This is a genomic window from Rothia sp. 110740021-2, assembly GCF_054263775.1.
Genome location: NZ_JBSZFE010000001.1, coordinates 1041902 through 1062433 on the forward strand (window position 1 = coordinate 1041902; position 20532 = coordinate 1062433).

General features: G+C 60.1%; 17 protein-coding genes. All 17 read left to right on the forward strand.

Annotation, left to right across the window (positions count from 1 at the left end; translation table 11 throughout):
• Nucleotides 1-22: 22 nt before the first annotated feature.
• The 17 genes from ACUXHH_RS04310 (at nucleotide 23) to rpsT (ending at nucleotide 20524) form a co-directional block, all read left to right on the forward strand.
• Nucleotides 23-1324, forward strand: coding sequence for a dihydroorotase (locus ACUXHH_RS04310; protein ID WP_279790292.1), 1302 nt, complete (start codon nucleotides 23-25; stop codon nucleotides 1322-1324).
• Between the two features lie 207 nt (nucleotides 1325-1531).
• Nucleotides 1532-2071: a PH-like domain-containing protein gene (locus ACUXHH_RS04315; RefSeq protein ID WP_279739991.1), complete on the forward strand. Its 540-nt coding sequence runs from the start codon at nucleotides 1532-1534 to the stop codon at nucleotides 2069-2071.
• Nucleotides 2072-2214: 143 nt separating this feature from the next.
• Nucleotides 2215-3402 carry a glutamine-hydrolyzing carbamoyl-phosphate synthase small subunit gene (gene carA / locus ACUXHH_RS04320; protein WP_279754085.1) on the forward strand — a complete coding sequence of 396 codons (1188 nt, stop codon included), beginning with the start codon at nucleotides 2215-2217 and terminating at the stop codon, nucleotides 3400-3402.
• Entirely contained in the window at nucleotides 3403-6723 is a 3321-nt protein-coding gene (carB, locus tag ACUXHH_RS04325; protein WP_458390894.1) for a carbamoyl-phosphate synthase large subunit, read from the forward strand.
• Nucleotides 6723-7580 carry an orotidine-5'-phosphate decarboxylase gene (gene pyrF / locus ACUXHH_RS04330; protein ID WP_458390895.1) on the forward strand — a complete coding sequence of 286 codons (858 nt, stop codon included), beginning with the start codon at nucleotides 6723-6725 and terminating at the stop codon, nucleotides 7578-7580. Before carB ends, pyrF begins: the two co-directional genes overlap by 1 nt.
• 441 nt (nucleotides 7581-8021) lie before the next feature.
• A complete protein-coding gene (gene mihF / locus ACUXHH_RS04335; RefSeq protein WP_279789061.1) occupies nucleotides 8022-8402 on the forward strand; it encodes an integration host factor, actinobacterial type in 381 nt (126 codons plus the stop codon).
• 41 nt (nucleotides 8403-8443) lie between these two features.
• Nucleotides 8444-9001, forward strand: a complete 558-nt coding sequence (gmk, locus tag ACUXHH_RS04340) for a guanylate kinase (protein WP_279739981.1) — start codon at nucleotides 8444-8446, stop codon at nucleotides 8999-9001.
• 267 nt (nucleotides 9002-9268) lie between these two features.
• On the forward strand, nucleotides 9269-9727 hold the full coding sequence (gene rpoZ, locus ACUXHH_RS04345) for a DNA-directed RNA polymerase subunit omega (RefSeq protein WP_279739979.1): 459 nt from the start codon (nucleotides 9269-9271) through the stop codon (nucleotides 9725-9727).
• A gap of 31 nt (nucleotides 9728-9758) precedes the next feature.
• Entirely contained in the window at nucleotides 9759-11183 is a 1425-nt protein-coding gene (locus tag ACUXHH_RS04350) for a bifunctional phosphopantothenoylcysteine decarboxylase/phosphopantothenate synthase (RefSeq protein WP_458390896.1), read from the forward strand.
• Between the two features lie 332 nt (nucleotides 11184-11515).
• Nucleotides 11516-12430: an RNase adapter RapZ gene (gene rapZ / locus ACUXHH_RS04355; RefSeq protein WP_279739975.1), complete on the forward strand. Its 915-nt coding sequence runs from the start codon at nucleotides 11516-11518 to the stop codon at nucleotides 12428-12430.
• A 108-nt stretch (nucleotides 12431-12538) separates the two neighbouring features.
• Nucleotides 12539-13591 (forward strand): gluconeogenesis factor YvcK family protein, encoded by a 1053-nt coding sequence (locus ACUXHH_RS04360; RefSeq protein WP_279739973.1) that lies wholly within the window; start codon nucleotides 12539-12541, stop codon nucleotides 13589-13591.
• A 109-nt stretch (nucleotides 13592-13700) separates the two neighbouring features.
• Nucleotides 13701-14666: a DNA-binding protein WhiA gene (gene whiA / locus ACUXHH_RS04365; protein ID WP_279739972.1), complete on the forward strand. Its 966-nt coding sequence runs from the start codon at nucleotides 13701-13703 to the stop codon at nucleotides 14664-14666.
• A 222-nt stretch (nucleotides 14667-14888) separates the two neighbouring features.
• Entirely contained in the window at nucleotides 14889-16031 is a 1143-nt protein-coding gene (locus ACUXHH_RS04370) for a ComEA family DNA-binding protein (protein WP_279790302.1), read from the forward strand.
• Nucleotides 16031-18094, forward strand: coding sequence for a ComEC/Rec2 family competence protein (locus tag ACUXHH_RS04375; RefSeq protein ID WP_458390897.1), 2064 nt, complete (start codon nucleotides 16031-16033; stop codon nucleotides 18092-18094). Before ACUXHH_RS04370 ends, ACUXHH_RS04375 begins: the two co-directional genes overlap by 1 nt.
• Nucleotides 18095-18278: 184 nt before the next feature.
• Entirely contained in the window at nucleotides 18279-19316 is a 1038-nt protein-coding gene (gene holA, locus ACUXHH_RS04380; RefSeq protein WP_458390898.1) for a DNA polymerase III subunit delta, read from the forward strand.
• 15 nt (nucleotides 19317-19331) lie between these two features.
• A complete protein-coding gene (locus tag ACUXHH_RS04385; protein ID WP_458390899.1) occupies nucleotides 19332-19991 on the forward strand; it encodes a type II toxin-antitoxin system PemK/MazF family toxin in 660 nt (219 codons plus the stop codon).
• Between the two features lie 269 nt (nucleotides 19992-20260).
• The gene (rpsT, locus tag ACUXHH_RS04390; RefSeq protein ID WP_049349792.1) at nucleotides 20261-20524 is read left to right on the forward strand and encodes a 30S ribosomal protein S20; all 264 of its coding nucleotides are present in this window, start codon (nucleotides 20261-20263) and stop codon (nucleotides 20522-20524) included.
• Nucleotides 20525-20532: the final 8 nt, after the last annotated feature.

Sequence of the window (20532 nt, forward strand, 5' to 3'; positions counted from 1 at the left end):
CCTAACGAGAGGAACCAACACCATGAGCAAGTACCTGATTAAGGGCGCAAGCCTCTACGGCGAAAAGGTCGCCGACATCCTCATCGAGGACGGCGTGATTAGCCGCATCGCAGAGAACATTGATGCCGCAGACGCACAGGTTGTCGAGGCGGCAGGCCAGGTGGCACTGCCCGGCCTGGTCGACATCCACACCCACCTGCGTCAGCCCGGCTACGAGGCATCCGAAACCGTTGAGACCGGTACCCGCGCAGCAGCCCTGGGCGGTTACACCGCAGTGTTTGCCATGGCAAACTCCATGCCCGTGGCAGACACCGCCGCAGTGGTTGAACAGGTTGACCGCCTCGGCAAGGAATCCGCATGGTGCCGCGTGCAGCCCATCGGCGCAGTGACCGTGGGCCTGAAGGGTGAGCGTCTCTCCGATATTGGCGGTATGGCGAACTCCATCGCGAACGTGCGTGTGTTCTCCGACGACGGCATGTGCGTGTACGACCCCGCCGTGATGCGCCGAGCCCTCGAATATGTCAAGACCTTCGACGGCGTCATTGCGCAGCATGCGCAGGAGCCACGCCTGACTGAAGGCGCCCAGATGAATGAAGGTAAGGTGTCCGCTGACCTGGGTCTAGCCGGCTGGCCCGCCGTCGCTGAAGAGGCAATCATTGCCCGCGACGTGCTGCTGGCTGAGCACCTGGACTCCAAGCTGCACATCTGTCACCTGTCCACCAAGGGCTCCATTGAGGTTGTGCGCTGGGCTAAGTCCCGCGGCGTGAAGGTGACCGCGGAGGCAACCCCGCACCACCTGCTGCTCACCGACGAGACCGCACGCACCTACGACCCGGTCTTCAAGGTGAACCCGCCGTTGCGCACCGAAGAAGACGTCATGGCGCTGCGTCAGGCAGTTGCTGACGGCATCATCGACGTGATTGGTACCGACCACGCACCGCACCCGGCAGAGACCAAGGAATGCGAGTGGGCGTGTGCCGCGAACGGTATGACCGGTCTGGAGCAGGCACTGTCCATCATCCAGATGACTCTGGTTGACACCGGCATGATTACCTGGCGCGATGTGGCACGCATTCTCTCCGAGGAGCCCGCGAAGATTGGTCGCCTGGACCATGAGCAGGGCCGCCCGCTGGCCGAAGGTGAACCGGCAAATATTGTGCTGGTTGACCCGAAGGCAACTCGCGTGATCAAGCCGGAGGAGCAGGCAACCAAGGGTAAGAACAACCCCTACCGCGGTATGGAGGTGCCCGGCTCGATCCGTGCAACCTTCTACGCCGGCCACCCGACCGTGCTGAATGGCGAGCTGGCAACCCCGCGCCGCTAACCCGCGAGGCGAACCACGAAGTAACCGTGCCTGGCGGTGGTAGGTTCACGCCTGCCACCGCCTCGCGAGGAATACAGCCTCGTGGGAGCTAGTAGCGGGGGAGAAACCTCCCCGAAACACGACCGGAACCACCAGCGCAAAAACACCCCTCCCTATCAACCCAGGCCGAGACAATCGACCGAGACCCAACCGAAAGAGAGAACCTTCGTGGGAAAGTTCCTGACCGCTATCATCTGCATCGCCCTGGTTGCGCTATGCATCTACGGCATGTGGCATGGATGGCGCTCGCGCCTGGCACGCCAGGCGAACATGTTCGGCTCCCTCAAGGAAGTTCCCGAACGCTACGAGGGCATGACCGCTGACGCTGCTTTCGAGGGCGAGTACGTCAGCACCACGATATTCGGTAACTGGCTGGACCGTGTGGGTTTCGATTCGCTCGGCTTCAAGAGCAAGTCCACCCTGCTGATTTATCCGGACAGCATCATCTTCACCCGTAACGGCGCGAAGGACCTGTGGATTCCAGCGAAGAAGCTCGCAGTCATCACCACCGACCGCGGTATGGCAGGCAAGGTTGTGGAGAAGAACGGCCTGGTTGTGATTGGTTGGACCCTGGACGGTCACCGCGTGCAGACTGGCTTCCGCACCCGCTACGCCGAGGATAAGCAGGCGGTACTGCAGGAGCTACGCCGCATCGCCCCGAACGCGGTAGATGCGCCCGAGAAGTGGGCGGCAGAACCGGAAGCCTAACCCCCGGACAAACCGCGAAACGTATAGATTTGGCCTAGCGGCAGGGGAACAACCCGCCGAAGGCACCATAGACTACCCCGGAACCTGCACGGTAGAGGCCGCACAGGAAGCGGGGGAGAACACCAGAGAAAAGGAAGAAGAGCATGACTGACATGACACGATCCGGCGCCCTGCGTACGGACCGCGCGCTGCTCGTCCTGGAGGACGGCACCGTCTACCGCGGCTATGGCTACGGCGCAACCGGCGCGTCCCTGGGCGAGGCGGTTTTCTCGACCGGCATGACCGGCTACCAGGAAACCCTGACCGACCCCTCCTACGCGGGTCAGATTGTGGTTCAGACCGCTCCGCATATTGGCAACACCGGCGTGAACACCACCGACGCCGAATCCCGCAAGATTTGGGTTGCTGGCTACGTGGTTCGCGATGCCGCACGTGTGGCATCCAACTGGCGTTCTGAGCGCACCCTCGACGAAGAGCTCATCGAGCAGGGCATCATCGGTATTCAGGGCATTGACACTCGCGCTCTGACCCGCCGTCTGCGTTCGAGCGGTTCGATGCGTGCTGGCGTGTTCTCCGGTGAGTACGCAGAACGCTCTGAAGCTGAACTGCTGGAGGAGGTGCGCGCCTCCGAACCGATGGCCGGCCGTAAGCTTGCTGACTCCGTTTCGGTTGATACCGCCTACACCGTTGAGCCGCACCAGTTCAACTGGTTCGCGCCCCCGGTTGCAACCGTCGTAGCCCTGGACCTGGGCATTAAGTCGATGACCCCGCAGCGTTTTGCTGAGCGTGGCGTGCGCGTGCACGTGCTGCCCGCAAGCGCAACCCTCGAGGACATCTACTCCCACAACCCCGACGGAGTGTTCTTCTCCAACGGCCCCGGTGACCCGGCAACCGCTGACGAGCAGGTTGAGCTGCTGCAGGGCGTGCTGCGTAAGGGCACCCCGTTCTTCGGTATCTGCTTCGGTAACCAGCTGCTGGGCCGTGCGCTGGGCTTCGGCACCTACAAGCTGCCCTTCGGTCACCGCGGCATCAACCAGCCGGTCATGGATAAAACCACCGGCAAGGTTGAAATCACCGCGCAGAACCACGGCTTCGCTGTGGACGCGCCGATTGGCGACTACGTGACCGCACCGAACGCCGAGTTCGGTCAGGTCATGGTCTCCCACGTGGGTCTGAACGACAACGTGGTTGAGGGCCTGACCTGTAAGGATATCCCCGCCTTCTCCGTGCAGTACCACCCCGAGGCTGCTGCGGGCCCGCACGATTCCGCCTACCTCTTTGACCGTTTCATCGACCTGATGGTCGCAACCAAGACTGCAAAGGAAGCATAAATGCCTCGTCGTACTGACCTTAATAGCGTCCTCGTCATCGGTTCCGGCCCCATCGTCATCGGTCAGGCAGCGGAATTCGACTACTCCGGCACTCAGGCACTGCGCGTGCTGAAGGAGGAGGGCGTACGCGTCATCCTCGTTAACTCGAACCCGGCAACCATCATGACCGATCCCGAGTTCGCGGACGCCACCTACATTGAACCCATCACCCCCGAGGTGATTGAGAAGATCATCGCTAAGGAAAAGCCGGACGCAATCCTGCCGACCCTGGGTGGTCAGACCGCACTGAACGCGGCAATCTCCCTGGATGAGCGCGGCGTGCTCGCCAAGTACAATGTTGAGCTCATCGGCGCGAACATTGAGGCGATTAACCTCGGTGAGGACCGTGAAGCATTCAAGGGCGTGGTGGAACGCGCCGGCGGCGAGTCTGCACGCTCGGTGATCGTTCACTCCATGCCGGAGGCGTTGGAAGCCGCTAAGGAACTGGGCTACCCGATGGTGGTCCGCCCCTCCTTCACCATGGGTGGTCTCGGCTCGGGTATGGCGTACAACGAGGAAGACCTCTACCGTATTGCCGGTGCCGGTATTCAGTACTCGCCCACCAGCGAGGTTCTGCTGGAGGAGTCCATCCTCGGCTGGAAGGAATACGAGCTGGAGATGATGCGTGACACTAACGACAACGTCGTGGTCGTCTGCTCCATCGAAAACTTCGACCCCGTGGGCGTGCACACCGGTGACTCCATCACCGTGGCACCCGCACTGACCCTGACCGACCGTGAGTTCCAGAAGCTGCGCGATATCGCAATCAACGTGATTCGTGAGGTTGGCGTGGACACCGGTGGTTGTAACATCCAGTTCGCGATTGACCCGAAGACCGGCCGCATCATCGTCATTGAGATGAACCCGCGAGTGTCTCGTTCCTCGGCGCTCGCGTCGAAGGCTACCGGCTTCCCGATTGCGAAGATTGCGACCAAGCTGTCCCTGGGCTACACCCTGGATGAGATTCCGAACGATATCACTCAGAAGACCCCGGCATCCTTCGAGCCGACCCTCGACTACGTGGTCGTGAAGGTTCCGCGCTTCGCGTTTGAGAAGTTCCCGGCTGCTGACCCGACCCTGACCACCACCATGAAGAGTGTTGGCGAAGCTATGGCCCTGGGCCGTAACTTCACTGAGGCTCTGCAGAAGGCGATGCGTTCGCTGGAGCAGAAGGGCGCGTCCTTCTCATTCAAGCCGCTGACCCTGTCTGAGGCTGAGCTGGCTGAGCTGATTGAGAAGACGAAGATTCCTACCACTCAGCGTATCTACCAGGTTCAGCAGGCTCTGCTGGCTGGTGCTACCGTGGAGCAGCTGCACGAGGCTACTAAGATTGACCCGTGGTTCCTGGATCAGCTGGTGCTGCTGAATGAGGTTGCCGGTGTGGTTCACGCTAAGCGTGACCACCTTGATCCGGAGACCTTGAAGCTGGCTAAGCGCCACGGTTTCTCGGATGCTCAGATTGCTGAGATTATCGGCTCTTCTGAGGATGTTGTGCGCGGTGTGCGCCACGCTCTGGGTATCCGCCCGGTCTTCAAGACTGTTGACACCTGTGCTGCAGAGTTTGAGGCATTCACTCCGTACCACTACTCCTCCTACGACCTGGAGGATGAGGTTACGCACCACGAGAAGCCCTCGATTATGATTCTGGGTTCGGGCCCGAACCGTATCGGTCAGGGTATTGAGTTCGATTACTCCTGTGTGCACGCTTCGCTGGTGTTGCGTTCGCTCGGCTACGAGACCGTCATGGTCAACTGCAACCCTGAGACTGTTTCAACTGACTACGATATTTCGACTCGCCTGTACTTTGAGCCGCTGACCCTTGAGGATGTACTTGAGATTGTTGAGTCGGAGCGTCGTACCGGCGGTCTGATGGGCGTGTTCGTTCAGCTGGGCGGTCAGACTCCGCTGAAGCTGGCTCGTGCACTGAAGGATGCGGGTGTGCCAATTCTGGGCACCACCCCCGAGGCTATTGACCTGGCTGAGGACCGCGGTGAGTTCTCCCGCGTGCTGGAGGAGGGCGGCCTGATTTCGCCCAAGAACGGTACCGCGTTCACTTTCGAGGGTGCTAAGCGCATCGCTGACGAGATTGGTTACCCGGTTCTGGTTCGTCCTTCGTACGTGCTAGGCGGCCGTGGCATGGAGATCGTCTATGATGAGGCGAACCTGGCACGCTACCTGGAGCACGCTACCGAGGTTTCGCCTTCGCAGCCTGCTCTGATTGATAAGTTCCTTGAGGACGCTATCGAGATTGACGTTGACGCCCTGTTCGACGGCGAGGAGCTGTACCTGGGCGGCGTCATGGAGCACATTGAGGAAGCTGGTATTCACTCGGGTGACTCCTCCTGTACTCTGCCTCCGATTACTCTCGGCCCGGACATCATCGCGAAGGTGAAGGACGCTACCGAGAAGATTGCTCGCGGTACCGGTGTGCGCGGCCTGATTAACATTCAGTTCGCGTACGTGTCTGAGAACCTGTACGTGATTGAGGCGAACCCGCGTGCGTCTCGTACTGTTCCGTTCGTGTCGAAGGCTACCGGCGTGCAGATGGCTAAGGCTGCTGTGCTGATTGGTCTGGGCAAGAGCATTGCGGAACTGAAGGCTGAGGGCTACCTGCCGTCGAACATGGATGGTGCGTCCCTGCCTGAGGAAACCGCGATTGCTGTGAAGGCTGCGGTTCTGCCATTCGCTCGTTTCCGCACCCCCGAGGGTGTTGTGGTGGATTCGCTGCTGAGCCCGGAGATGCGTTCGACCGGTGAAGTCATGGGTCTGGATAAGCACTATGACACCGCATTCGCGAAGGCTCAGGCTGGTGCTGGTTCGCCGCTGCCGACCTCCGGTAAGGTGTTCATTTCGGTGGCTAACCACGATAAGCGTAATGTCATTATTTACGCGAAGATGCTGGAGTCGCTGGGCTTTGAGATTGTTTCGACCGGTGGTACTGCTGAGATTCTGCGTCGTAACGGCCTGAACTCGATTCTGGTGGCTTCGAAGTTCGCTGAGGCGAATGGCGACCACTCAATTGTGGACATGGTCCGCAATGGTGATATTGACCTGATTCTAAACACCCCTGCCGGTGGTGCTGCTCGTAGCGATGGTTACGAGATTCGTGCCGCTGCGGTTTCGGTGGGCTGCCCGGTCATGACCACCATTTCTGAGTTCGCTGCGGCTGTTCAGGCGATTACTGCTCTGCGTGAACACAACTGGGACATCATGAGCCTGCAGGGGCACGGCGTTCAGCTGGCTGCTGCTGTGGATGCTCGTTCCGAGGGTGGTGAGGAGTAATGTCCGCTGCTTTTGGTGATCGTCTGGCGAAGGCGATGGCGGAGCGCGGCTCGCTGTGTGTGGGTATTGACCCGCATCCGAACCTGCTGGAGCAGTGGGGTCTTGAGGATTCCGCTGCCGGCCTGGCTGCTTTTACTGAGGCAGTCTATGAGGGTTGCGCCCCGTTTGCGGCGACGTTGAAGCCTCAGGTGGCGCTGTTTGAGCGTCACGGTTCGGCTGGCCTTGCTGTGCTGGAGGCACTATTTGCCCGCGCTGCAGCTGATGGTGTGCTGATTGTTGCTGACGCTAAGCGTGGCGATATCGGTTCGACCATGAAGGCGTACGCGGATGCGTGGCTCGGCTCCTCGTCGCCGCTGGGTACCGATTCGGTGACTTTGAGCCCGTATCTGGGTTTTGAGTCGCTGCGTCCGGCACTGGATTTGGCTGATGAGAATGATCGCGGCACTTTTGTGCTGGCGCTGACCTCGAACCCTGAGGGTAAGAGCGTTCAGCACGTGGGCGCATCGGAGTCTGAGGGCGCTGTGGCTAAGCGTATTATCGCTGCGGCTACCGCTGAGAATGCTTCCCGCCAATGGGAGCAGATGGGCCCGTGCGGTCTGGTCATTGGTGCGACTGTTGGTCAGGCGCTGGTTGATTTGGGTATTGACCTGAGCGTGTTCAACGGCCCGATTCTGTCGCCTGGTTATGGTGCGCAGGGTGCTTCGGCAGCTGATCTGTACCGCGTGTTTGCTGGCGTTGAGTCGCAGGTGCTGGTAAATTCCAGCCGTGGCGTGCTGGCTGCTGGCCCGTCAGTTGAGGGCTTGGCGCAGGCTGCGCAGGCGGCTCGTAATGACCTGTTGGCGGCTCGCGGCGCATAGTTTGCGTGTTGTGTGAGAGGGGCGTGTGCTCCGGGTGGATTCTGTTGAGGGTCTGTTCGGGGTGTGCGCCCCTTTTGTGTGCCCATTTTTCTTGCCGGTGGTTTGGGCCGATAGCACTACAATTGTGGCTGTTCTATCGCATTTTTTGTACATCCTGATGCATATTTTGCCGCTACATACTCGCGCCAATGCGAGTTTGCTCACCTCTGTAGTGGGGGAGTACGCCTGCTCTATGAGGTGTGTGCGTGACTCCGCTTTTGATAGAGCGAATACTCCGCTATGCTATAGGGGTACTCCCCGATATTTACGTGCTGACGTGCGTAGACGCATTGTTGGTGCGAGTGTGAGTGCCGCGGATGGAATGAGGGTTCTCACGTTATCCGTGTTATATTAGTTGATAGGTAAAATTCTATAACTCGCAGAAATGGGGGGGACCCAACCATGCCGCTGACTCCGCTAACTGAGGATGCGCGCGCCTCCGCCCGCGAGAAGGCAGTACTTGCCCGAGCACACCGCCAGGAAATTAAGCGTGCACTGAGTGAACGTGAACTTTCTGTGCGTCAGGTACTCGATATGGTCGATTCCGACCCTGCGCTGGCTAAAATGCCGGTGGGGCAAATGTTACGCGCACTTCCGGGCATTGGTGCCGTTCGAGCTGAACGTATCATTGAAGAACTTCATATTGCACCGACTCGCCGCCTTGGCGGCCTGGGTGTACACCAGCGTCGCAAGATGGTGGAGTACTTCAACCGTAATTCGCGGTATTTGAACCGCGCACGTCGTAAGACTGCTGGTAAGTCTTCCGAGTCTTCTCAGTCCTAATACCTCGTGCCTTCAGTCGATGAGGGTGCAGTAAGGAAGCTATGTTTCAGCCGACTCTCACCGTACTGGCTGGCCCCACTGCTGTTGGCAAGGGTACGGTGTGCCAGTACATTCGTGAGAACTATCCGAACGTGTGGTTCTCTGTTTCCGCTACTACTCGTGATCCTCGACCCGGTGAGGTTGACGGTACTCACTACTATTTCGTTTCGATGGAAGAGTTTGACCAGATGATTGCTGACGGTCAGATGCTTGAGTACGCTGTGGTGCACGGTAAGAACAAGTACGGTACTCCGCGCGCTAAGGTCCAGGAGGCCCTGGACGCTGGCCACCCGGTGATTCTTGAGATTGACCTGCAGGGTGCTCGCCAGATCCGCGAGGCCATGCCTGACGCCCGCCTGATTTTCTTGGCTCCTCCGAGCTGGGATGAGCTGGTATCACGTCTGGTAGGTCGAGGTACCGAGAGTGAGCAGGAGCAGGCTCGTCGCCTTGAAACTGCGAAGGTTGAGCTGGCTGCCGAGAAGGAATTTGATATCACGGTTGTCAACGACACTGTCGAGCGTGCAGCGAAGGAGATTGCTGAGTTGATTGGCGCTGCCTAATCTGCATGTTTTGCGTTTGCGATGAGGCTAGAATTTCTTCCGACCTGTAGTTCCGCCGTGAGATGTTGTGAAGGGTGGGGGTTTCGAAGAGTTTTCTTCGGGCCCCCACCTTTTTGTATGGGCTGGTACGTGCGTTTTAGCCGTTGAGAGGGTAGAATAGTTCTTTAGTTTTGACCGTGCCCTCAGTATGCCCGGTTTGCGCCATGGCGCGAACGGTATGTGGGGACGTTCGGTACGTACATTCCATCAAGCTATTTGGAGTTTTTAGTGGCAAACGAAATCAAGGAACACGAGGACTACAACTTCGTTGACGGTGTCGCTCCCGAGGGCATCGTGAGCCCCAGCGCTGACGCGCTGATTGAGAAGGCGGAGTCCAAGTACGGCCTGGTGATTTTCGGTGCCCGCCGTGCACGCCAGATTAACGCGTACTACGCTAACCTGCAGGACAATACTGCTGCGCACGTTGGCCCGCTGGTTGACGCTGAGTCGAACGAGAAGTCCCTGTCGGTGGCAATGCGTGAAATCATTGCTGACCGTGTTGTGTCGGAGCACCACCCGGACGCAAAGTTTGACGAGGACGGCTACCCCGTTCCCGAGGATCTGTCCGCTGTGATTGATTTCAGCGCGGCTGAGTTCTCCGGCGCTATCGAGGAGGAGTACATACCCGCAGGTAGCGAAGAGGTTATTGCCATCGAAGAGGTTATCCTCGACGAGTCCGCTGAGTAATCTGCTTTTTATAAGGATTCTATAACGTACCATGCGCATTATCGTTGGTATTGGAGGGGGCATTGCTGCGTATAAGGCGGCGATGCTCCTTCGTCTTTTTGTGAAGAATGGCGACGAAGTTATCGCCATGCCCACCCCGAACGCGACGAAGTTCGTGGGTGTTCCGACTCTGGAGGCGCTGAGCGGCAACCCCGTCTCAACGGACGTGTTTGACCGTGTGCCGGAGGTGAACCACGTGCGTCAGGCTGAACAGGCTGACGCTGTGGTGATTGCCCCGGCGACCGCTGATTTGCTGGCTCGTTTGGCGGCTGGTCGTGCGGATGATTTGCTGTCCTCTACGGTGTTGACCACGCACGCCCCGGTGATTTTGGCACCCGCGATGCATACCCAGATGTGGGAGCATCCGGCGACTCAGGCAAATGTACAGACTCTGCGTGCGTGGGGTTATCACGTGATTGAGCCTGCGATTGGGCGTTTGACGGGCCCGGATTCTGGTCCCGGTCGTATGCCTGAGCCGGAGGATATTTTCGCAGTCGCGCTGGATGTGATTGCTCGCTTCCCGAAGGGTCGGGTGCACCCGGTGTACATGCCCGGTTACGCGCCGACTGAGCCCCTGTACACGGGTACGGAGCAGGAGCGTATGGCGGCGGCACGTGCGGCGACCCTGACTTCGGTGCTGCTGGGTCAGTTTGAACCTGGTCAGGCTGATTCGGGTCAGGCAACTGGCGCATCTGAATCGCTGCATGGTCCTCTGGCAGGTCGCCTCGTGGTCATTACCGCCGGCGGCACCCGTGAGGCGCTGGACCCGGTACGCTTCCTCGGCAACCGTTCGACTGGTAAGCAGGGCGTAGCCCTGGCGGAGGCGGCACGCGACCTGGGCGCGACCGTGCACCTGATTGGCGCGAACCTTGAGGTTCCCGCACCCGAAGGTGTACAGGTGACCCGCGTGGTGAGTGCCCTGGAGCTGCGTGAGGCGACCCTTGAGGCGAGCGCGGCGGCGGATGTGCTGATCATGTCTGCGGCGGTGGCTGATTTTAGGCCCGCCGAATTTGCTGAGTTCAAAATTAAGAAGAGCGCCGATTCTGAGGATGCGCCGGTGATTCAGTTGGTGCGTAACCCGGATATTTTGCGTGAGGTCGTGGTTCGCCGCCAGCAGGCTCGTGAGGCGGGGGAGAGCACCCCCGGTCCGAAGCTCATTGTTGGTTTTGCAGCGGAGACCGGTTCGGCGGAGAAGACTCCGTTGGAGCTGGGTCGTGAGAAGCTACAGCGTAAGGGTACGGACTTCTTGGCGGTTAATACAGTGGGCGTGAATCGTGGTTTCGGCACGGACGATAATGCGATTACGCTGCTGTCGACTCTGAATGATGAGGTGCCGGTGTTCTCCGGTTCGAAGAAGGAACTGTCGGTGCGTCTAGTGGAGCATGTGGCAGCTTTCCTACCTGAGCTTTCTGCCTGAGGCGACCTGCGCATCCGCGTAAAGTTTCGCAGCGTCTATAGTGTAGAGCCCGTGCGGTGCCCCCTGTGGGAGGTATAGTGCGGGCTTTGCTGTACCCTCCGTGGCTCCGCTGTACCCTTTGACTCTGCTACCCGTCTCTTTCTGCAGACCCCCTTGTAGAGCATTATGCGCAAGCACTTGTGATGCGGGTTTCTTTCTTCTGGGGTTCTGTCGGGAGAGCGCCTCATATTTCTGTCATACTGGTGAAATTTCTGACCGTACCCCCGAACCGTCAGATAAAGGTCTAGTATCATAGCATAGAGACAATTTCGCGTTGAAGGGGACGAAGAACCATGTCCGAAAATCAGAGCAAGCCCACTACGGTACAGCCCGTCCAGAGCGAGGAACGTCCTCAGATTCTGGTCATTACTGGTATTTCTGGTGCAGGCCGTAGCACTGTCGCAAATGTACTGGAGGATGAGGGCTGGTACGTCATTGATAACATCCCCCCGCAGATGCTCGGTTCCCTGGCTGAACTGGTGACCCGCGACGGTGCACGAGTGCCAAAGGTGGCGCTCGGTATTGACGTTCGCGCCCGCGCCTTGTTCTCTGATTTGCCCGCTGCAATTGAGACTTTGCGCAAGTCAGATATTGATTTCTCCATGCTCTTCCTTGATGCCAAGGACGAGACCATTATTGCCCGTTATGAGGCTCAGCGCCGCCCGCACCCGTTGCAGGGTGAGGGTCGCGTCCTCGACGGCATCCGTGCTGAGCGCACGCTCTTTGAGGGTCTGCGTCTTGCATCTGACCGTACCATTGACACCACCGGCATGAACGTTCACGAGCTGGCTCGTACTGTGCGTGAAATGTTTGCTGAGGGTGCAGATAAGAAGCTGAACCTGACCGTGATGAGCTTCGGCTTCAAGTACGGTGCGCCTTCGGATGCTAACTACATGGCTGATATGCGTTTCATCCCGAACCCGCACTGGGTTCCGGAGCTGCGCCCCCTGACTGGTCAGGACGCCCCGGTGCGCGACTACGTGCTGGAGCACGCCGGTACCGAGGAGTTCATCAGCAACTATCTTGCGGCTCTTCGCCCCGTACTTGAGGGCTACCGCCGTGAGGGTAAGTACTACGCCACCATCGCAATTGGTTGCACCGGTGGTAAGCATCGTTCCGTGGCTGTGACGGAAGAACTGGCTCGTCGTCTCTCTGCTTTCGGTGAGCTGAACGTGAATGTTCAGCACCGTGACAAGGGCCGCGAGTAAGTTCCGCCCGGCGCGTCCCAACCACCGCGTCGTGATTCATTAGCCGCCGTCCTGCCCCGCACCCGTGGGGCCGGCATACCATTCCTTCCGGGTATATGAGGTATTACTATGTCCACCCATTCGACCAGTTATGACACTCAGGGTATTCCGCGCCTGCCGACTCTGCCGACTCAGGCTCTGCGCCTGTTGAAGACCACGCACCGTTCGCCTAAGGTCACTGCGATGGGCGGAGGCCACGGACTGTACGGTTCCCTTTCTGCGCTTCGCCACGTCACACCTGATTTAACGGCCGTTGTGACGGTTGCTGACGACGGCGGCTCGTCGGGTCGTTTGCGTGAGGAGATGGGTATTCTCCCTCCCGGGGACTTGCGTATGGCGCTTTCTGCGCTATGTGATGACACCGATTGGGGTCGCACGTGGCGTGATGTGATGCAGCATCGTTTTAGCGCGCCGGAGGGTTATGAGGATGAGTTCCCGCTGGATTACCATGCTCTCGGTAACCTGCTGATTGCTACTCTCTGGCAACTGTTGGATGACCCGGTCGCCGGTCTGGACTGGGCGGGTGCTCTACTGAATGCGCGCGGCCGCGTGCTGCCGATGGCGCTGGATCCGATGATCATTTACGGGACCGTGTTGCGTGAGTATAACGGTGGCGGTATCGAGCGTGTGAAGGTGGTCGGCCAGGTGAACCTCTCGAAGGAGGAACGCGTTCACGATATTGGTCTGACCCCGGAGAATGCTCGCCCCTGCCCAGAGGCACTCTCCGCTATTGAAGAATCCGACTGGATTGTTTTGGGTCCGGGTTCGTGGCGTACGTCGGTTCTGCCGCATCTGCTGCTGGACGCTCAGCGTGAGGCGATTATCCGCACGGAGGCACGCCGTTGCGTGGTTATGAACCTCTCCGACGATAGGGAGACGGTCGGCTTTACCCCGGCAACGCATCTGGAATTGTTGCGCCAGTACGCCCCGAAGCTTCACCTGGACGCGGTGATTGCTGACGCTGACATGCAGGCTAATCACCAGTCCGAGCTGGAGCGTGAGGCTTCTGCGATGGGTGCGAAGGTTGTGTGGGCGCATCTGCGTTCGAGCTCCCAGCCGAACGTGCACGACCCGCTCAAGCTTGCGGCTGCGTATAACGAAGCGTTTGAGCTGAGCTCTTAGATTGACTGGCTTGGATGTGCAGCTCAGGTGTACTGCTTGAGCTGGCTATTTTGGTGCGCCCTTCTCCTGATTTTTTAGACTTAGACACTACGCCCAGAAGGATCTGTTCATGGCATTAACCACGCTCGTCAAGGACGAACTCGCCAACTACGAGGCAACGAAAGTCTCTGCTCGTAAGGCAGAAATCTCTACGATTCTGCGTTTTACCGGAGGCCTGCACATTGTCTCAGGGCGAATCGTGGTGGAGTCTGAGGTCGACCACGAGGCAACAGCCCACCGCATGCGCCGCACCATTGCGGAGATTTACGGCCATGACTCTGAGCTGACCGGCGTCAGCGGTGGTGGTCTGCGTCGAGGCGGCCGCTACATTGTGCGTGTGGATCACGGCGGAGAGGCGCTAGCTCGCCAGACCGGTCTGCTGGATTTGCGTGGCCGCCCGGTACGTGGCCTGCCGCCGGCTGTGGTGAACGGCTCGTTGCAGGATGCTGAGGCGGTTATGCGCGGTGCGTTCTTGGCGCATGGTTCGCTGACTGAGCCGGGTCGTTCTTCCTCCCTTGAGATTACCTGCCCCGGCCCGGAGGCGGCGCTTGCGCTGGTGGGTGCGGCTCGTCGCCTGGATATTATTGCGAAGGCACGCGAGGTACGCGGCACCGACCGTGTGGTGGTGCGTGACGGCGAGACCATTTCGCAGCTGCTGGAGCGTATGGGCGCGACCGGTACTCTGACCACGTGGCGTGAGGCGCGCACCCGCAAGGAGGTTCGTGCGACCGCTAACCGTTTGGCGAATTTTGATGATGCGAACCTGCGCCGTAGCGCTCAGGCGGCTGTTGCAGCGAGCGCCCGCGTGGAGCGTGCCCTGCTGATTCTGGGTCATGAGGTGCCGGATCATCTGCGCTATGCCGGTGAGCTGCGTGTGCTGCATAAGCACGCCTCATTGGATGAGCTGGGTCGTCTGGCTGATCCGCCGATGACGAAGGACGCGATTGCGGGCCGTATTCGTCGCCTGCTGGTGATGGCTGATAAGCGTGCTTCGGAGCTGGGTGTTCCGGGTACTGAGCTTCCGCGCGAGGACTAAGCAAGGGCTAGATCCTGGTCTTAAACGGTGCGGGAAGCTCGTGTGGCTGAGGTGTATGTGACGGTTTTTGTGACAAACCATAACCCACTGCTTTTGAACAAAAACCGCATATTTTTCAAAAATGAGCCTGTGGATGGCTCCTTTCGCGTTGTGCGAGGGGAGTTATCCACAGGTTCTTTGCATGCCCTCGTGCGTTCGTGCGCGTGAGCCTAGGGTAGGGGTATGACGAGCATGACCCCCAACCCCGACCAGAATGCGGCACAGAACACTGTGCAGGATAGTGCAGCCCAGCAGGGCGGCACAACTCAGCAGGGCGGCACACAGCGTAGCGCCCGATTCCTGATGAACAGTCTCTACCGCAGCCCGCGCGCCCGCAAGAACGGTGCGCCGGATGCCGAGGACACCGTGCCGCTGGCTATTGCCGCTGAGGTAACACCGGCGGAGGTACCTGCCGAAGAAACACCTGCCGAGCCCGCGGCATCCGGCCCAGAGTCGAATGGCTGGGCTGACTGGAATCAGCAGCCCGATTGGAACGAGGTGGACGACTGGGCGGAGTGGGAGCAGGCTGATCAGCCCGGCACCACCCGCAGTACCCGTTGGGGCTTGTCGCCACGCGTACTGCTTCTAGTGGCAGTGTTGGCGTTGGTTGCCGTGGTGTGGGCTGTGACCCAGTTTTCAGCGGCGCCGCGTGCCGAGCAGCTTGCCTCCCCGAGTGCTACCGCCGAGTCGGCGCATGCGGTGGGTGCCCAGCAGAGCCCCGGAACTCAACCCGGTGCCCAGTCCACCGCCCAGCCGGGCGCTAACCCGAGTGAATCCGCTCAGGGCGGCGCCTCCGGTGAGGCTACCGTGCGGGTGCACGTCGCGGGTGCCGTGAACAACCCCGGCGTATACACACTGCCCGCTCAGGGTCGTTCCGTGGATGCGATTGCCGCCGCCTCCGGTGCCGCCGCGGATGCTGATCTGGATCGCGTGAACCTTGCCGGTGCGTTGAGTGATGGGGTGCAGATTTATGTGCCGCATCGTGGTGAGACGGCTGCTCCAGCGCAGATTCAGCCCAATGGCGGCACAGCGAATGCAGGTCAGGGTAACGCGGCGAATGGTGCATCTCAGGGTGGTACTCAGCCCCAGCCTGCACGCACGCTGACCGCTTCGGGGAGCGCACAGAAAGGCTCGACCCCGGTGAACATTAACACCGCCACCGCTGAGGAGCTGCAGACCCTGCCGCGTATTGGTCCGGCGATGGCTCAGCGCATTATTGCCTGGCGTGAGGCACACGGTGGTTTCCGTAGCGTGGATGAGCTGGACGCGGTGCCCGGCATTGGTCCGTCGATGCTGGAGAATCTGCGCCCGCTGGTGACGGTCTAATGTACCGCCAGCAGAAGCGTTGCCAGAACCGCCAGCAGGCAGGGGAGCGGGTACTATTTCCCGAATCCTTGCGCCTCACCCGGTCCGCAGCTACTACGTATGACCGTGCCCGCTACCGCTGGAGCATCGGCGCTGAACGGTGGCGTACCCGCCGCGACGAACAGGAGCTACGCGCCCAGGGAAGCCTCATTCACCTGGACTTTCGCCTGAGTTTTACGGTGCTGGCACTGTGGGCTTTTACCGCGCTGGCGCTGACCGTAGGCACGTGGCGGGTGGTGCATCCGCTAGCGTGTGTGCTCATTGCCCTGCTGGGTTGCCTGGCGATTCTGCTTTTCTTTCCGCCTCGTGCGGTGATGCCCTACAGCTTGCTCTTTCGCACGACCGGTCAGCTGGTTTTTCTGGCGTGTATTGTGACTGTTCAAGCAGTGCTTTTGTGCGCTACGGGGGTAGATGCATCCCGCGCCACGTTGCAGCAGGCGCAGGGGGCATCGCTTCGTCTGAATGGCACGGTGGAGCAGGTTCGCCGCGTGGATCCACGCACTACTCTGGTGGTTATTAAGCTGGAGGACATTCAGGGGCGGAGCGTGCGTGCGCTGGTGAATGAGCGGGTGCGTGTGTATCGGCGTGATGGTTCGACAAAGAACACCGCGCAGCGTCTGGAGGCAAGTTCGGCGACGAGCGCGGAGGTGAGCTCTGCGGCTAGGTACCGGGGGAGCGGTACCGCGCGCTCGCAGGCGATTTATCCGGGCATGAGGGTGACCGCCCTCGGCACGGTGGAGTTTAACGGCCCCACGGCGAAGCTGAGCGGCGCGACTATTTTTCCCGCGCCCGCCTACGGTGCCGGGTCGAACACTGTCGCCCGGACTGTGGAGGAGCCGTACCTGTCCACGCTCAAGGAGCAGCTGCGCATCCGCGCCTTAGATACCCTTGGCACGGAATCGGCGGCGCTGGTTTTGGGCACCGCCTACGGGGACGATTCTCTGATGAGTTCCACCACGCGGGAGGAGTATAAGCTCAGCGGGCTCAGCCATATTACGGCGGTGTCCGGGGCGAATATTGCCATCGTGTTTCTGGGCGCGTACCGGCTGGTGTTGGCGATTCACCCGTACCGCTTCGCCAGCGCATACCTGCTGCTTCGGTCCTGGATACAGCGGTTACGGGGGAGAGGCACGGGTCATTCTCGCCGCTCCGCGTACCCCCGGCACCCTGGATACCCTCAACAACCGGCGCACCCTCAACGACCCGCCCAGCTTCAACAAGCTACCCCGCCAAACGCCCACGCCCTGCCGCCGCTCGTACATCGGCTGAGTACCCTCACCATTCCGCACCGCGTCATGGTGCTGTGCGGAGTTGCGGCGGTACTCGCCTACGCCATGCTGCTGGATTCTGAGGGGTCCGTGATTCGTTCCCTCGCCATGGGTCTGCTCGGTGCTTACGCGATGCTGCGCGGTTCGGGTCGCCAGTCCTTGGCGGCGCTTCAAACAACGGTGCTGATATGTCTGCTTGCTGCCCCGCACCTCGCCGTGGATATGGGGTTCGCCCTGTCGGTGACGGCAACCTCCGCGCTGATTCTGCTGGGCCCCCCGCTGATTCGCCTGCTCATGCGCCTCATGCCGGTGTTCTGCGCGGAAATGCTCGCCGCGCCGATTGTGGCGTCCCTGTGGTGCACTCCGCTGATTTTGGCAATGAGCGGTAAGGTGCCGCTCTACTCGGTTCCGGCGAACCTGATTGCCGCTCCTTTGGCGCCGCTGAGTATGCTCGCCGGGTTGGTGGCGCTCGGATTCATGCTTCTGGGTCTGCCCGCCCTGTCGGATCTGTGTCTTCGTGCCGGTGGCCTTGCGGCGCGGGGCATCGAATGGGCGGCACACACTGCCGCGCACGCGCCGGGTAACCCGTGGGAGCCCGGTTCGAGCGTTCCCGCGGTGGTGTGTAGCGCCCTTTGCGTGCTGGCGTTGAGCATTGCCCTCTGGTGGATGGATGCACGCCGCTACCGCGCGGTCACGCACCGGCAGTATTTGCGGGTGGTACCGCACACCGCGCCCTCCTATCAGCGCACCCATTAGCCCGCCCGTTCCTAATCAACTAACCCTGCCCAATTCGCCCTGACCGGCTAACCCTAACCAACGCTAGGAGGCAACTGAGAAGAAAACGCTATGATGGATACTCGAGACTCTACCCGCGCAGCGCCCCCGTGTGCAGCGGGGTCGAGTTCAGCCCGTACCCTGCAGATAAAGGCGAGTGATAAGCGTGTCCGAGCGTAAGCGTTCAACCCAGCGTGGTGGTTCCCGAGGCTACGCCCGCCGAGGCACCCCCGCCCTCGACACCGCGTGGCGTACCGTCACCCCGGCACCCGCCGTCATGCTCTACGGCCCGGAGGAGTACTTCGCATCCCGTGCCGCGGCACGCCTGCGTGAACTGTTCCGCAGTATCCACCCGGAGGTGGATCGCGTTCAGATTAACGCTGCCACCTACACGGCGGGGGAGCTGATTCTGCACGCTTCGCCTTCCCTATTCGGTTCGGCAAAGATCATTGAGGTTGAGAACGTCGCCTCCATGAGCAACGATTTTTTGACCGATACGCTCGCCTACCTGAACGCCCCCGAGCCGGACATCATGCTCGTTCTGAACCACTCGGGCGGTAACCGTGGCAAGAAGCTTATCGACCTGGTGCGCTCCCAGTTCGTGCTCATTAACTGCAAGGCGCTCAAGACTGATCGTGAGAAGAGCGAGTTCTTGGCGGGGGAGTTCGCCACCGCCCAGCGCCCGATTACTGGCGGCGCTCTGGCGCTACTGACGGCTGCCGCCTCCTCCGACACTGCGGAGCTCGCCGCCGCCTGCCAGCAGCTACTCTCAGATGTGCCCGGCGAAATCACCGAAGAGGCGGTGAACCGCTACTACGGCGGCCGCACCGAAGTCACCGCGTTCCGCGTCAGTGATGCCGCGATTTCCGGTAACGCCCCGGAGGCTCTGCGTCTGCTCCGCCACTCCCTTGCCACCGGCACGGAGCCGATTCCGATGCTGGGTGCGCTCGCCATGCGTATCCGCAATATTGCGCGCGTACACCACGTGCGTTTGAGCGCTAATGAGCTGGCGCGTGAGGTGGGTATGGCACCGTGGCAGGTTGAGCAGGCTCAGCGTGACGGCCGCCGTTTTACCGGCGCCCAGTTGGCGCATATTGTGCAGCTTCTGGCTGATGCGGACGCTCAACTGAAGGGCGAGTCCCAGGATGCGGTGTATGCGGTGGAGCGGGCTGTTTTGGCGATTGCTCGACCTCCGCGTCTGTAGTGCATAATAGAGCCCATGCTCAAAATTCTGAAGAAAATTTTCTTTGCCCTGCTGCCCTTCCTGCAGAAGGCGGCAGAGGATGCCCTCAACGACGCTACTGCGCCTAAGGGCGGCTCCGAATCCTCCCAAAAGAGTGAGTCCCACAAGGGCAAATCTCGTCAGGATGAGGTTCGTACCTCCGGCTCTTCGGCACCCAAGCCAAGCGCCTTGAAGTCTTCCTCGGCAAAGTCCTCGGCACCTAAGCCTTCCACACCGGCTTCGACCGGCGCATCCGACGGTTCGGATTACCCGGGCGATTACCGCGACATGATCAACTTTGAGTACTCGCCCTCCCTGGACGGCGACGCTGACCCGGGTGAAATCGTGTGGACGTGGGTTCCCTTCGAGGAGGACCACTCGCAGGGTAAGGACCGCCCGGTGCTTCTGGTGGGTCGTGACGGTGAGTACCTGCTGGCGCTGATGATGACCAGCAAGGATCACAATAACCGTGAGCACGCTGATTCGAACTACCTTGATATTGGTTCAGGTCCGTGGGATTCGCAGGGCCGCGCCTCTGAGGTGAAGCTGAACCGCGTGATTCGTGTTCGCCCGGATGCGATGCGCCGTGAGGGTGCGGTGATGCCGCAAGATACGTTCCGCCTGATTGAGCATGCGTGGACTCGCCATAACGGCTAACACCCTGTGCTTTATGCCGGGATACTTTATGCTTGGAGCCTGAGGGTGACCGGTGTTAGATGTGAAGGCTGCGTGTAGCGGTCTTCACAGTATTTTTCTCTCCGCGATGCTCTGTCGTGGAGGCTGTTCGTCTGGTATTATGTGTGGTTGAGTGTCCGATGGTCATCGGGCACTGCTGGCCGGTTGCCATAGGCATCCCCACGCCGCTCAGTCGATGATCGGCCAGCGTCGCCCTCACCGACCAATAAGACAAAAAAGAAAGTTTAATTGTGGCTAACATTAAGTCTCAGAAGAAGCGTATCCTCACCAACGAGAAGGCTCGCCTGCGCAACAACATTGTAAAGTCCGAGCTGAAGACCGCGACCCGCAAGGTCAAGGCTGCTGTTGAGGCACAGAACAAGGAAGCAGCTGTTGAGGCTCTGCGTTTTGTGAACCGTAAGCTGGACAAGGCTGTTTCCAAGGGTGTTCTGCACAAGAAGACCGCTGCAAACAAGAAGTCCGGTCTTGCTGCGCTGGTAAACAAGGCTTTCTAAAACTAGCG